The sequence below is a fragment of the Sphingobacterium sp. UDSM-2020 genome (assembly GCF_016132525.1).
Taxonomy (GTDB): Bacteria; Bacteroidota; Bacteroidia; order Sphingobacteriales; family Sphingobacteriaceae; genus Sphingobacterium; species Sphingobacterium anhuiense.
On the sequence record NZ_CP066166.1, the window covers coordinates 2,692,105 to 2,706,610 of the forward strand.

General features: G+C 40.0%; 13 protein-coding genes. 9 read left to right on the top strand and 4 right to left on the bottom strand.

All coding sequences use genetic code 11. The annotated features are described in order from the left end of the window. Positions 1 to 47 precede the first annotated feature (47 nt). The gene (locus JAZ75_RS11325; protein ID WP_208701893.1) at positions 48 to 485 is read right to left on the bottom strand and encodes a MarR family winged helix-turn-helix transcriptional regulator; all 438 of its coding nucleotides are present in this window, start codon (positions 483 to 485) and stop codon (positions 48 to 50) included. Between the two features lie 394 nt (positions 486 to 879). On the opposite strand from JAZ75_RS11325, the gene JAZ75_RS11330 reads away from it, so the two are divergent. The 6 genes from JAZ75_RS11330 to JAZ75_RS11355 all read left to right on the top strand — a co-directional run bounded on the left by JAZ75_RS11330 (position 880) and on the right by JAZ75_RS11355 (position 8,304). Next, a complete protein-coding gene (locus JAZ75_RS11330; RefSeq protein WP_132846080.1) occupies positions 880 to 2,133 on the top strand; it encodes a hypothetical protein in 1,254 nt (417 codons plus the stop codon). Positions 2,134 to 2,152: 19 nt separating this feature from the next. Then, positions 2,153 to 3,199 (top strand): type II asparaginase, encoded by a 1,047-nt coding sequence (locus JAZ75_RS11335; RefSeq protein ID WP_208701895.1) that lies wholly within the window; start codon positions 2,153 to 2,155, stop codon positions 3,197 to 3,199. A gap of 36 nt (positions 3,200 to 3,235) precedes the next feature. Further along, entirely contained in the window at positions 3,236 to 4,648 is a 1,413-nt protein-coding gene (aspA, locus tag JAZ75_RS11340) for an aspartate ammonia-lyase (RefSeq protein WP_410528626.1), read from the top strand. Beyond that, on the top strand, positions 4,645 to 5,991 hold the full coding sequence (locus JAZ75_RS11345; RefSeq protein WP_208701899.1) for an anaerobic C4-dicarboxylate transporter family protein: 1,347 nt from the start codon (positions 4,645 to 4,647) through the stop codon (positions 5,989 to 5,991). Before aspA ends, JAZ75_RS11345 begins: the two co-directional genes overlap by 4 nt. Before the next feature lie 225 nt (positions 5,992 to 6,216). Continuing rightward, a complete protein-coding gene (locus JAZ75_RS11350; protein ID WP_208701901.1) occupies positions 6,217 to 7,407 on the top strand; it encodes a PQQ-like beta-propeller repeat protein in 1,191 nt (396 codons plus the stop codon). 123 nt (positions 7,408 to 7,530) lie between these two features. Continuing rightward, on the top strand, positions 7,531 to 8,304 hold the full coding sequence (locus JAZ75_RS11355) for a glucose 1-dehydrogenase (protein WP_208701904.1): 774 nt from the start codon (positions 7,531 to 7,533) through the stop codon (positions 8,302 to 8,304). Here JAZ75_RS11355 and JAZ75_RS11360 read toward each other — a convergent pair. Beyond that, complete coding sequence (locus JAZ75_RS11360) at positions 8,301 to 9,107, bottom strand: XRE family transcriptional regulator (protein WP_168127317.1); 807 nt, start codon at positions 9,105 to 9,107, stop codon at positions 8,301 to 8,303. The two genes, JAZ75_RS11355 and JAZ75_RS11360, sit on opposite strands and share 4 nt — an antisense overlap. A gap of 206 nt (positions 9,108 to 9,313) precedes the next feature. On the opposite strand from JAZ75_RS11360, the gene JAZ75_RS11365 reads away from it, so the two are divergent. The 3 genes from JAZ75_RS11365 (at position 9,314) to JAZ75_RS11375 (ending at position 11,864) form a co-directional block, all read left to right on the top strand. Beyond that, entirely contained in the window at positions 9,314 to 10,762 is a 1,449-nt protein-coding gene (locus tag JAZ75_RS11365) for an exonuclease domain-containing protein (RefSeq protein ID WP_232789416.1), read from the top strand. A gap of 37 nt (positions 10,763 to 10,799) precedes the next feature. Then, positions 10,800 to 11,222 carry a DUF3995 domain-containing protein gene (locus JAZ75_RS11370; protein WP_132841817.1) on the top strand — a complete coding sequence of 141 codons (423 nt, stop codon included), beginning with the start codon at positions 10,800 to 10,802 and terminating at the stop codon, positions 11,220 to 11,222. Between the two features lie 117 nt (positions 11,223 to 11,339). After that, positions 11,340 to 11,864, top strand: coding sequence for a GNAT family N-acetyltransferase (locus JAZ75_RS11375; protein WP_208701906.1), 525 nt, complete (start codon positions 11,340 to 11,342; stop codon positions 11,862 to 11,864). A gap of 95 nt (positions 11,865 to 11,959) precedes the next feature. On the opposite strand, the gene JAZ75_RS11380 is transcribed toward JAZ75_RS11375, so the two are convergent. Both JAZ75_RS11380 and JAZ75_RS11385 read right to left on the bottom strand, forming a co-directional pair. Next, positions 11,960 to 13,759 (bottom strand): mechanosensitive ion channel family protein, encoded by a 1,800-nt coding sequence (locus JAZ75_RS11380; RefSeq protein WP_208701908.1) that lies wholly within the window; start codon positions 13,757 to 13,759, stop codon positions 11,960 to 11,962. Positions 13,760 to 14,002: 243 nt separating this feature from the next. After that, positions 14,003 to 14,473 (bottom strand): hypothetical protein, encoded by a 471-nt coding sequence (locus JAZ75_RS11385; protein ID WP_208701910.1) that lies wholly within the window; start codon positions 14,471 to 14,473, stop codon positions 14,003 to 14,005. Positions 14,474 to 14,506: the final 33 nt, after the last annotated feature.

The window sequence follows — 14,506 nt, forward strand, 5'->3', positions numbered from 1 at the left end:
TTGTTCTTTTAGGTGTTTTCAATTGTCAGATACTCCTGATATCAAGGTTATACTTCTGTTACTATTTTACTTTTTAATATTTTATTGGCAATGTTGCGCATACTTTCAATCTCTTCAGCACTGATCTCCAGTTCTTCTATTAATTTCTGCGGTATGCATTTGGCCTCTTTTTTCAGGTCTTTTCCAGCTGCTGTCAGGAAGATTTCGACAACCCGCTCATCAACCTTACTCCGTTGTCGCACGAGCAGATGTTTTTGTTCGAGACGTTTCAGTAACGGTGTCAGTGTACCGCTATCTAAAAACAGTTTATGACCGATCTGATTGACGGTCTGCTGGTCTTTTTCCCAAAGAACCATCAATACTAGGTACTGTGGATAGGTCAGTCCGATCTCATCGAGATGAGGGCGGTAACGCTGAATGATTTCCCGGCTCAGTGCATAGAGGGGAAAACAGAGCTGATTGTCCAACTTTAAAAGATCTTTCATGTCAATTTTGTTTGCGGTACAAATATAAATATTATTTACAATTAGGTTGTGTGCAATTTAAAAATAGCGCTTTTTAATTTGTTTATTGACAATGATATGGCATAGATGGGGATAGCAATATTCTTTAAAAAGTTGTCTTGCTATCCTTTTTTAATAGTTTTCCTTCAAGAGTTGTTTCCTAGGAAAATATATAAAATGCGGTGTGGTTGTATTAGGTTAGAATTAACTGAAATAGGATCTAAATAAATTGTATTTGTAACTTATAATGGTAATTAATTGTTTTTAAGTATGTTGTGGTTTATTTGAAAATTTGTAAAACATTTTAACGGAGGCATTGGTTTAACTGAGAGTAAAGGATACTGATAACTTACTGTTGGCTTAGATTAGAGTCTTTATGAATAGACCAATTACTACTAAATACCGATTAGCAATATTAATGTCTTGTTGTTTACTGTTTGTGCAACCCCTTTGTGCGCAACTCATACGTTATGAGACAAAGGATTCGCTGAATGGGAAACCTAAAATGACTTCTTTCTTAATCGGCCGTTTGAAATTAAACGGAATCTACGATATCAAGGGTAACCTGCATGGTAACAGTTCTTTTTTAATCCACGAAAATGATGTTTATGGCCGTGATAGACCGGCATTCTGGGTTGACATGCGACAGAGTCAAATACGTTTTGCTTCCACGACGCAGCTGAAGAATGGCAAGGAGATCAGTGCGATGTTGGAAGGTGATTTCGAGGGGGGACCTAACCGGACTTCACTGTTCAGACTGCGCCATGCCTGGATTAAGTATGATCACTTTACTTTGGGACAGAATTGGTCCACCTTTGGAGATCCGGATCTGTGGCCGGCAAGTTTGCTGGACTGGGATGGTCCGACCGGGATGGTTCTGAGTCGCCGCATCCAATTGAATTATAAAAACAAATTTACGGAAAAGGGCGGTGCTGGTTATGAACTTGCGATAGAGCAAATGGAACCCCGTAGATTGTATGATTATACCATCAATATAGATCGTGGGGTAGATTATGCACCCCGACGTATTCCTGACGTCATCGGTGCACTGCGCTATGATTACGATGGAGGAAGCTTCTTGAAGGTAGCAGGGGTTTACCGCAATATTGCTTACGATTCGAAAGAAGTATTGACTGGGGATACGGACTACAGGTACAGGACAGCCAATGGCTGGGGGCTGACAGGGATGGCCAGTATTTTTTTTAATAAAAAATCAGGATTGGTCAACAACCTGCAGGCACAATGGAATATGGGGCGAGGTATCGCTGATTATTTTTTGGCTATCGGAGGTTCAGGACTGGATGGCTTCGCTCACGAAGAACAGCCCGGGCTGCTCAATTTATTGGATGTAACTGCGGGATTTATATCGTATCAGCGCTTTTGGACACCTAAATTCCATACGATGCTTATGACTTCTTATAATCATTTTTCGGGCGGAGAAAATACGCTAAGTCCTTGGAATAAAATGAATAATTATCAGTTTACCTTAAATCTTTCATACAATGTTCTAGAAAATCTGATGCTGGGATTAGAGCCGCAGTTCGGTTATAAACAGCTAGAATTTGATGAAGGGCTTACAAAAGGGAAAAATGCAATGCGGATGAATTTTGGAATGCTATTTAATTTTTAACCAATCAATTTATAATACAATGAAAAGACTACTCATATCTCTAACCCTGCTGCTGTTCCTGCAGTTGGCCTATGGACAAAAGCCTAAGATCATCATATTGGCCACGGGTGGAACCATAGCAGGACAGGGGGCTTCGGCAAATCGTGCAGGGTATACCTCAGGAAAGATTCCGGTATCTGATTTGATCGGAAGTATTCCATCGATCAACGAAATCGCGGAGGTGAGCGGTGAACAGATTTCTTCTGTTGGCAGCCAGGATATGAGTTTGGATATCTGGAAAAAGTTAGCGGTTCGCATTAATGAGATTTTCAGTAAAAAGGAAGCTGACGGAATTGTGATTACACACGGTACCGATACGCAGGAGGAAACGGCTTATTTTCTGGATCTGGTGGTGGCTTACGATAGTCCTGTTGTTTTGACCGGTGCTATGCGTGCCTCTACCGCTATCAGTGCTGATGGCCCTAAGAATTTATTTGATGCCATAACCTTGGCGGCTGATGCGAAAAGCAAGGGCAGAGGGGTGCTGGTATCTTTTAATGAATCCATTTTTAGTTCAAGGGATGTGACCAAATTGAGTACGACTAAAGTCAATGCATTTGGTTCACCTAATAGTGGTGCAATCGGTCAGGTTTTTGACGGAAAAGTGGAATTCTACAAATCTTCAGACCGTCAGGTGAAACCTTTGGCTCCTTTTAAAATAGATGCTAATACGGTCTTCCCAAAGGTTGAAATTGCATACATGTATGCCGATGCTTCACCAGCTTACCTCAACCTGCTGGTAAAAGAAAAGGCCGCGGGTATTGTCATCGCGGGGGTAGGGAATGGGAATTTTTCCAAAGCTTTTACTGAACAGGTCAAACAGGCTGTAAAAACAGGCATCATGGTGTGTCGTGGAAGCAGATGTGTATCGGGTCGGGTCGTCGAAGATGGAGAAGTGAATGATGATGAATTAGGAACGTTGGTATCCGATGATCTAAATCCACAGAAAGCCCGGATACTACTGATGCTGGGCTTGTTAAATACACATGATAAAGAAACATTGCAAGGTTATTTCTTGCGTTATTAATAGCATTATAAACGATTATCATTTTAAATAATTAAAATTATGACATCTTCTCGAATTGAACACGATTTTTTAGGTGAAAAAGAAATTAGCAACGACTGCTATTACGGTGTACAGACGTTACGCGCGAAGGAAAATTTTGATATTACTGGAATTCCGATCGGTAGTGAGCCTCTTTTTATAAAGGCATTTGGTTTTGTGAAAAAAGCGGCGGCATTGGCGAATAGGGATCTGGGTATTCTGGATGCAAAGAAAGCCGAAGCGATCGCGTATGCCTGCGACCGTTTGATCGCAGGTGAGTTTACGGATCAGTTTATCAGCGATCTGATTCAGGGCGGTGCTGGTACTTCTTGTAACATGAATGCTAATGAAGTGATTGCCAACCTGGGACTTGAATATCTGGGGCACCAAAAAGGAGAATATAAATATTTGCACCCGAATAACGATGTTAACTTGTCGCAGAGTACAAACGATGCTTATCCTTCTGCTTTTCGAATTGCAGTTTATCTTAAAATTGGGGCTTTCTCCCACGCTTTGGAGGATCTGCAAGGCGCATTTTTTAATAAAGGGAAGGAATTTGAGGGCATTTTGAAAATGGGGCGTACGCAGTTGCAGGACGCTGTGCCGATGACTTTGGGACAGGAGTTTAATGCTTTTGCAACCACGCTGGGCGAAGATGTACTGCGTATTCGGGAGGCTTCGCAATTAATTACAGAGGTGAATATGGGAGCTACAGCAATCGGTACCGGCGTGAATGCGCCTGAGGGATATGCACAGTTATGTGTAAAATACCTAGCCGAAATAAGCCAGGTTCCCGTTACGCTTGCCGCTGATTTGATCGAGGCAACTTACGATACTGGAGCTTTGGTCCAGCTGAGCGGAACGCTGAAGCGTAATGCAATAAAATTGAGTAAGATCTGTAATGATCTTCGTCTGTTGAGCAGCGGTCCTCGTTGCGGTCTAAATGAAATTAATCTACCGGCTATGCAACCGGGTTCTTCGATTATGCCTGGAAAGGTTAATCCAGTTATTCCTGAGGTGGTCAACCAGACCTGTTTTTATGTTATCGGTGCGGATCTTACAATTACGATGGCGGCAGAAGCTGGTCAGTTGCAACTGAATGTAATGGAACCTGTCATTGGCATGGCTTTGTTTACCTCCTTGCAGTACCTGACCAAAGCTTGTGGTACCTTGAAAGATAAATGTATCGTCGGTATTACCGCAAATGTTGAACATAGTAAAAATCTGGTGATGCAGAGCATCGGGATCGTAACACAACTGAATCCGATCTTAGGATATGAAGAATCTGCCTCTATAGCAAAAGAAGCTTTAAAAACGGGTAAATCTATTCACGAAATTGTGGTCGTGGAGCGTAAATTGATTACGCAAGCGAAGTGGGATGAGATTTATTCGATCGAAAATTTGATTCATCCTAAATTTATATCGAAATGATAATTGTGCAATTTGTGATTCTGTTGGCGATGATCTTAATCGGATCACGTATGAAAGGAATCGGTCTGGGTGTCATGGGAATGATCGGACTGTTTATCTTTGTGCTGTTTTTTAAAATGACACCGGCGGATCCGCCCATATCGGTCTTACTGATTATCCTTGCTATTGTAACGACGGCGGCGACTCTTCAGGCCGCAGGTGGTTTGGATTATCTGGTGAGTATAGCGGAACGTATAATCCGTAAGAATCCGAGTCAGATCACCTTTATTGCACCATTTACGACCTATTTTCTTTGCTTGTTTGCAGGGACGGCTCATATTGTTTACTCGCTTTTGCCCATTATTGCAGAGGTTTCGGCTAAACAGCGTATTCGTCCGGAAAGACCACTTTCGGTATCGGTCATTGCTTCGCATCTAGCTATTACGGGCAGCCCGATGAGTGCTGCAAGCGCCTCTTTAGTTGCTATACTGGCTTATTCTTCGGCTTCTATCGATATCATGAAAATATGTATTCCAGCGGCACTCTGTGGTATATTTGCCAGTATATTAGCGGTACGAAAGAAGGGATTGGAACTGGATAAAGATCCGATATTTCTGGAGAAAATGAAGGATCCGGAATTTGCGAGATCGATGGATCCTAGTCAGATGGAAAATGGGACTACCCAATACCAACCTGAGCCAGGGGCTAAAATTGCGGTTGCCATATTTGGATTTGCAATTCTGCTGATTATATTTTTTGGCGCTTTTCCTGCTTTTGTTCCTCATGTGGGTGGAGGTCCTAGTTTCAGTGTAAATGCAAATGGAACGATCAATCTGACCAGTTTGATCATTATGATCACCTTGTCGGCTTCAGCATTTATCATGCTGATAACAAAAACTTCTGCTGTAAAAGTCGCTAAGATGAGTTTATTTACATCGATGGCGACGGCTGTTGTTTCGGTGTTGGGTGTGGTATGGATGAGTGCTACTTTTATGCTGGCGAATGAGGCAGTTATTGAACATACTTTTAAGGATATTGTAACGGTATATCCCTGGACTTTTGCGATCGCTTTATTTTTGATGGGTGCTTTGACTTTTAGTCAGGCAGCGACAACAAGGACAATTATGCCAATGGGTTTGGCACTGGGTATTACAAGTCCACATTTATTAGCGATGTTTCCAGCTGTAAATGGTGATTTTCTGCTTCCCGGTTACCCGACATTGGTCGCTGCAATAGATTTTGATCGAACGGGAAGTACGAAAATTGGAAAATTTGTCGTGAACCATAGTTTTATGATTCCGGGTCTGGTTGCAATCGCCGTTACTATTTTTGTCGGTTTTATCTTAAGTGGTATACTGCTTTAGCTTGTGTAATCCACAGGTTCTGAAAGTTTTTGAGAGACATCCTTTCTGCTGCAAAGGATGTCTTTTTTTTAAGGTTAATTTTGATATCTTTGATTGGTATCAATGCTCTATTGATGCGATATTAGAACCTAATAAATAATTGATCCATTTTAAAACGCTGGAATCTGTATGCCTTATTTTAAAAAATATTTTTACTGTTTTGTGCTTGCTTTCTTTTTTTTAGAAATGAATTTATACGCGCAACAGTTGGCTAGAACGGCCGATCGTCACAATTATACTTCCGGTGCCTTGATTCAGGAACGGCCTCAGGTGAAGTGGCGTTTTCAAACCGAAGGTCAGGTTTATTCTTCTCCCGTTTTATATGCCGACAAAATTATTATTGGATCCTGTGACAGTAATCTTTATGCTTTAAATAAAGCTGATGGAAGCGTACTTTGGAAATATAAGACAGGTGGAGAGGTACGGGCTACTGCGGCGGTGGATCAACAGGTTGTTTATTTTTTAAGTGCTGATGGTCATTTTTATGCGCTAGATGTGCATACCGGAAAGCAATTGTGGACTTTTAAAACGGAAGGTGAAAAGACTTATGATATCTGGGATTATTTTCAATCTTCGGCAGCTGTAGAATCGGGAATCGTGTATTTTGGATCTGGAGATGGACATGTTTATGCGCTTGATGCCAAAAATGGAAAAGAAATCTGGAAATATAAAACAGCAGGTATTGTACATGCTTCGCCTACTGTGACAGCCCATGAAATCTTGATCGGTAGTTTTGATGGTTATTTTTACTGTTTAGAGAAAAATGGTGATTTACGTTGGAAATTTAAAACGATTGGTGAGCACTATTTTCCGAAGGGAGAGGTGCAGTTTCATGCGGTTGCGGCGGATAGTTCTGTTTATTTTGGAGCCCGGGATTTTAATAGCTATGCTTTAAAAATTAAAGATGGTACTGGACATTGGGTTTACCATCAGCCCGGAAGCTGGATCAGTGTACCTAGTCTTGCTGGAAAACAGCTGCTGCTGACCATGTCGGATTCTTATAGTGTGCTTGCTTTGGATAAGGTTTATGGAGGGAAGCTTTATGAACCACGGATTCCATTAAATACGTTTAGCAGTGCTTCGATCACAGATTCTGTGGCTTATTTTGGTGCATTGGATGGTGTGCTTTATAAGTTAGATCTTTCGAAAGGTACGGTTTCAAGTGTTTTTCAAACGGCATCTAGTAAACTGAACCGGTCAAGTTTTTTTGATGAAAAAGATAAGTTACGAACTGGACTGGATGAAAAATATGCACATGATATCCATAAATTGTTTACGGGATACCTGCAGATGGGCAGTATTTTTTCTACGGTCTGGATTGATGGTCAATCATTGTATTTTGGTTCTGTAGATGGCGCTGTGTATGCACTTGAATAGGTTTGTAAGATATGTGATTTGTTTTTAGAGAAACTATTATGCTCCTTGTTTGTTTAAAAATTGCGAGCAATGATGTCTTGAAGGTTCTTGTTTGCTTTTATTATTGATTACAACAGAACAGGCATGGATATTTCTAAATTATTTGATTTAAGCGGTAAAACGGCTATTATTACTGGCGGAGCAGCAGGTATAGGAAGGGCTTGTTGCCAGATGCTGGCTGCTTATGGCGCGTATGTCGTGGTCGCTGATTATAACTTTTCTGCAGCGAAGGAAACAGCAAGTGAAATTAATCAAGATGGTGGAAATGCACTAGCAATTGAATGTGATGTAACGAAGGATGAAGCGTTGGTTAATCTGGTGGATGCAGCCGTTTCAAAGTATGGTGGAATACATATTTTAGTAAATAATGTGGGTGGAGGTGGAGCAGGGAAAGAAAGTCCTGATCAGATCGCTGTTTCACAATTTGCCAAGGTATTTGAAATGAATGTTTTTAGTATGTGGCGGCTATGTCAATTGGTAGCTCCCCATATGAAATCGGCAGGTTATGGGAGCATAATCAACATGTCATCTATGGCTTCTATCAATACCAGTCCTGCAATTAGTGCTTACGCTTCTTCTAAGGCTGCAGTAAATCATATGACTAAAAATTTGGCATTCGATTACGGACCGGAAATCCGCGTGAACGCGGTGGGTCCTGGAGCGGTTCGAACACATGCACTGGGTACAGTGTTAACGCCGGAAATAGAACGCAGTATGCTGAAGCATACGCCCTTGCAACGCTTGGGGGAACCAGAAGATATTGCTGGTGCGGTGCTTTATTTTGCGGCTCCGATTTCCAGCTGGACAAGCGGACAGGTACTGTTTGTAAATGGGGGCGGGGTGCAGACCTTGGATTAGGGTTTCTGAATAATCATTTTTTTTATGTCATCTAAACTTTGGAGTACTGTTGCAATAGTTGCTGTTGTTTCGGGCAATTCTGTTGTATGGTAACTATGAAACTCCCATATTTCTAAAATTTCTTCAAGTGGAACGGTATACAATTCGTAAATAGGATTTAAAGAACGACACTGTAACATTCCATCTTGAAGCAGTGTGATGGCTTTGAATATAATATCCTGCCCCTTTAAGACTACAAGCGCGAGTGATTCGGGTTTTATTTGGCTCCAGTCTTCAATAAATTTTCCCGTTATATCCATATTTTGAGGAAAGGGCAACATGGAGTCTCCAACTACAGGAAAGGTACGATAGGTTCGGTGCTTAGAAAGATTGGGAATATGATATTTCGGTAGCTCTGAAATATAGTCCGGATCAGCATACCCTCCAGATACATAGCCAGCTCGTCCTTTTATGGGCACATAGTCAACATGTTCCTGATCGGATTTGTCAACACTGATGGCCAGAACTCTAAGATTTCCGCCTTTGATATAAATATCGTTCCCAGCTTCCAGATCGCGAATCTTTAACTCACCTAGCTTACTGATGTCAACGGTCATTAAGGTATCTAAACTGATCTTAAAATAATTGGAGATGGATAACATAAAATGTGGTTCCATGGCTTTTGTTTTGCCAATTTCAATAAGTGCAAGTTTTACCCGTGTTACATTGATGGCTTCGGAGAGTACTGCCTGACTGACTTTTTTACGCTCCCGGAGGAACTTTAGGTTATTGGTAAAAAATATTTTTGGTTCTTTATTTTCCATTTGCTATTATTAGAAACATTGAATTGTTTCTATTGGAAACAAATGTAGTGTAAAATATTGATTATTTGTAGGGCATTATCGTGACAGCTGACGATTTGGATTTATTTTTGTAAATAGAAAAATTACGCAAAGTTGATCGGAAGAACGTTAGTTAGTTCCTGTAAGATATAGAATAATAAGTTGCAAACTTTGTTAAATTGATTGAGGTGAACAAGTTGAAAAACATAACGTATGCCATCGTGGATATTGAAACTACGGGTGGAAATGCCCGGGGCAGCCGTATGACAGAAATTGCGATTGTGATTCATGACGGAGAGAAAGTCATTGATCGATGGGAATCGTTGATTAATCCGGAACAGCATATTCCATTGGCTATTTTTGCACTGACGGGAATTGATAACGAGCTGGTGGCAGATGCGCCTGTATTTGGTGATATTGCGCAAAAGGTTTTCGATATGCTGGATGGGCGTATTTTTGTTGCTCATAATGTCAACTTTGATTATTCATTTATTCGTCATCAACTGGAAGAACAGGGGTATAAATGGACGGCACGAAAACTATGTACAGTACGACTGAGCCGTAAAATAAAACCGGGTTTTCGATCTTATAGTTTAGGAAAGCTTTGCGACAGTTTAGCTATTCCTATTTCAAATCGTCATCGTGCCGGCGGAGATGCAGAAGCAACGGCCATATTGTTTTCTTCTTTACTGCAGTGGGATACTGAAGGTGTGGTGGATGAAATGCTGAAGAAAGCGGCTCCGGATCAACGACTCCCGCCTAATTTGGCACCAGAGGATTTTGAAGCCTTACCGCAGCATCCGGGCGTCTATTATTTTATGAACCAATACGGAAAGGTTATCTATGTTGGAAAAGCTATAAATCTGAAGAAGCGTGTTGCATCTCATTTTACGGGGCACAATATCAATAAACAACGACAGCATTTTTTAAGGGAGATCTATCATATCACATTTGAGGTGTGCGCGACGGAACTCATGGCGCTATTACTGGAATGTACAGAAATAAAGAAACTATGGCCGGCCTATAATCGTGCATTGAAACGTTTTGAGCCTAAATTTGGTTTGTTTAAATATGAAGCACAGAATGGCTATCTGTATCTTGCGGTCGGTAAATTGAAAAAGCATTGTCAATGTATTCAGGTATTTAATCTGGAATATGATGGGGTACAGGTCTTGCGGCAGTTGATGGTCAAATTTGAGCTCGATCATCGTATGTGTACATTTGGTGCTACAGAAATACCTTATGCAAGTAGGTGTTTTCCCGATGCACCGGATTTGCCGGAAGTTGAAAAACATAATGCGCAAGTGGAATTGGCTGTCGATCATCTTTTGGAGCAGCAACCTACCTTTGTAATCGTTGATAAAGGAAGAACATCAGAGGAGAAAAGTTATGTCTGGGTAGAGCAAGGTAATTTTTATGCCATGGGTTATCTGGATGAATACGTGCAATTCGAGTCGATGGAAGATATCCGTTCTAGTTTACAGCGATATCCCGGCAATCACTACATGATGCAACTGATCAATGCCTATATGACGAAGTACCCAAGAAAGGTAACTTATCTGAACGATTGTCAGAAAGCTGTCGTATTACCTGAATTAACCGGAGATTCGGATGAAGAATCTTTGATCTTGTTTTAAGTATCCTTATTATTGAATTAAAATAAAAAATAAACGAATGGAGTTTATACTTTCAAAAATAAATATTGTTGTTTTCTTGTTTCTTGCCGCGATGCATCTGTATTGGGTATGCAATGGGCAGTTCGGAATTGCGGCCACGATTCCGACAAAGTTAAATGGGAAGAGAGTTTTTACCCCCAGTCGGTTTGGAACCTTTATCGTCGCTGTTGGGTTGTTTCTGTTTGCGGTGCTCAATATGGTTTTTGATGGTCTTGTTCAGGTACCAATAGCACCCTCCTATGTTGTTTATGGTATGTGGACTATTGCCGTTATATTTCTACTTCGATTTATAGGGGATTTTAAATATGTTGGTATTAGTAAAAGATTTCGAAAATCTGTTTTTGCTAAGAAAGACACTTATTTCTTTAGTCCTTTATGCTTATTTCTATTTGTTTCCCATATTTTACTCGTCATTGACTAGTATATGCTAGAAGTATTTGATGTAGGGGATTCAATATTTGAGTAAGAGGATTTGGTTATACTTTTGCAACGATATAAGTAGGTTGTCTGTTAGAATAGGTGTAGTCATTTTTATAAGATGAAAGCAGATATTAAAATTAAAATCGCATCCGGAGCGGATATGGATGGAATACTTGCGTTACAATTTGAAAACCAGCCTGCACAGGGTGGTACATTGTCAGGTGAACTTGGACGGGAGCAAATTGTAGCCATGATGCAAGATATGCCTCAAGTAGTGGCTATCTCGGAAGATCAAGTTGTTGGATATTTATTATCTACATCTAAAATGGTCTATAAAGAGCATCCTGTACCGATTCTTGATGCTATGTTTAGTGCTTACAGTGGCGCTTTAGATTCGTACGTGTATGGTCCAATTTGTGTAAATAAGGATCTGCGCGGAAAAGGGGTGGCACAATTGATGTTCAGCGAACTTATAAAGCAGGTGCCAAATCGAGAAGGGATTTTATTTATTAGAAGAGACAACATACCATCTTTACGTGCTCATGAAAAAATGGGTATTACAAAAGTTGGAAGTTTTGTATTTAGGGATACCGTTTTTGACGTACTTGCTTATTTGCCTGTAGCAGATGAGGGTAAAAAATAGAAGCTTAAGCTCAAAATAGATATTAATTGCGACCAACTCGGAGAAACCAAGTTGGTCGTAATTTTTTGGTGTAATTAACGTGTTTTGACGTACTTTTAGATGTGATCTATTCCTGCTTTATATTGTGGAGTATGGTCCACTTTAGCGAAAATATGAGGTGCATTCATTTCAATGCCTGCGGCTAGAAAATCGTTCAGAATCAACTGAAAGATCTCGGACTGTGCCAGTGCGATTTCAGCAGACTGCGAAATGTAGACATTTAGTTCATAGAGGACATAAAAGTCATCTAGTTTCTTCTGTAAGACAAAAGGTGCTGGCGTGGTATTGACCCGTGCTACCCGCGGAGGTATGTTTAAGAGCATTTCATGGATGCGTTCCCAAGGTTCTTCATAGCCTACTGTTAATTCGACCTGAAAACAAATTCCCTGATCTGAAAAGGTGGAATAGTTCACGGTGTTCCCTGATAAGATGGATGAATTAGGGATGGTTATCTCCTCATTTTTAATGGTCCTTAGTCTTGTTACCAGCGGTGATTTTTCAATCACGACGCCAGTTTTATCAGCTATCGTGATGCGGTCTCCGATTCGGAAAGGCCGCATATAGGTAATCACAAGACCTGCAATAATGTTGGATATTGCTGAAGATGAACCTAATGAAAATAGCACCCCAATAAATACGGATATACCTTTGAAAATATCCGAGTTAGATCCTGGTAGATAAGGGAATATCAGGACGAGTGTAAATGCTTGCAATAGAAAGCGGACAATGGTAAATGTCGGCATCGCAAATTCACGATGGAAACCATTCACTTCTAATTTTCCTTTGTCAATCTCCGTAAAGATGTATTTTACCAATCGGACGGCATAACGCATGACAAATAGGATAACAAATACCGTGATGAGGTTGGGAATATAATCCCAGATCGCTAAAAATGCCTTTTTTAGAGGTTTGGTAAATAGGCCGATCAAACTATTGGCCCAACTTTGTGTAAAGGGGAAGACACTGAATACAATAGGCAACATGATAAAGGCCATTAATATGATAAGTGCCCAGCGCAACATGTTGATGCTATTGATCAGGATGCGGGTTTTTTGAACGGAACTAATTAAAACATAATTCTTGATTTTAACATCTTTGATCAGCTGTGTGCGTTCGGTCATGATCCGCTGCACACTGTAATCTTTAATTTTATTGATCAATAGTATCAATAAGTAAAAAACAATAAAGATGAGCGCGATAAGCCCGATGCGGATCAATAATTTTGAAATACTGTTTTCTTCTTTTTCTCGGTTAATGGTTTCCTGAATACTTTTTAGATATTGTTTTGCAATTTCTTCTTTACTTTTTCCTTCAAGCAGTGCGTCTAACTCAGTAACTGAAGTGATAATGAGGTCTTTATATACAATGTCTGAACTGATTTCATTGTTTTCAATTTTGAAGGAATCGACCTTTACGAAATCATCTTCGTATAAGTTTTGAATGCGTGTGACGACATTGTCAGCTCGGTCTTTTGCTAAAGATGAACCGAGTTTATTGTATATGTAAAACAGCGTATCGTTAAATGGAGCGACAGCATAACGTTTGGTGTTTTTTTTGATTGAATCAACTTTTATTTTTAACTGCTGATTTCGGATGATATTTTCTTCATCAAAGTTCGTGAGCTGTTGTTTTAGGTCTTCTTTCTTTGCGCTATTTTGTGTCTTTAGATTTGTGATTTCATTTTGAAGCTTAACACGTTCTAAAGAGTCGTTAATCTGTTGCTGCCTGATCCCATTTAATAGGGAGCTCAGTCCAAGTTCTTTTGTATTAACTGAATCTGTCTCCTGAGCCGGGAGCTGAAGGACGGCTGAAAAGCATAATAAAGCAGTAAGGAAACAAATGTAAAGTCTTTTCATATTGCAAGCTATTTTTTGATTCTAAGCCATATGACGAATGTACTTATGGTAGATTTAGTAGACCAAACATAGATAATTTTGCTTGTATTACACAATGCGGCTCTTAGATATTCTGCTATGAAACGATACATTGTACGATCTGGGCATCTTTTCTTAAAAAAAGCCCCATAAAATGATTAAGTTCCATGGGGCGGTTCGGATTATTTGTTAATGATCATAGAAGCGAAATAAGTGATTTATCTTTTATGGAGTGGTGCTGGTCACTTTTTTTTGCCCTCTAAATTTTGAACGAATGACCTGATGATGGATGGTCATGAGGGTAAGAGTTGCTGTTACCAATACTGGTAGTAGGGATAAATAAACCGTATAATAGATTTCTTCATCGAAACTATAGGTACTCCACGAGGATTCTCGATCTACAAAAATATTGTAATTCCAAAAGAACCAAAAGCTGGTCAATAGCACGAATTCTACTGCGATTTGATATCGGTTTCTCTTGATCTTCGCTATTAAAAGAAATAGTAGGCTTAGGATAATGGCGTTGCATAAAGAAATCAAGCATGCATCGTATATGAAACTACAGTCTAGACAGCCACTTGATGTTTGATCCGCTAATTTTCCCATCGACCAATATGTTTGAATAAAAGTAAATGCAAATAGTGTCATCGCAACAAAAGCTGTACTGCTCAATAATTTAAGTTTACTTTTTTTCATTTATCAGTATTTATTAAATAAACCCGCAGGCTT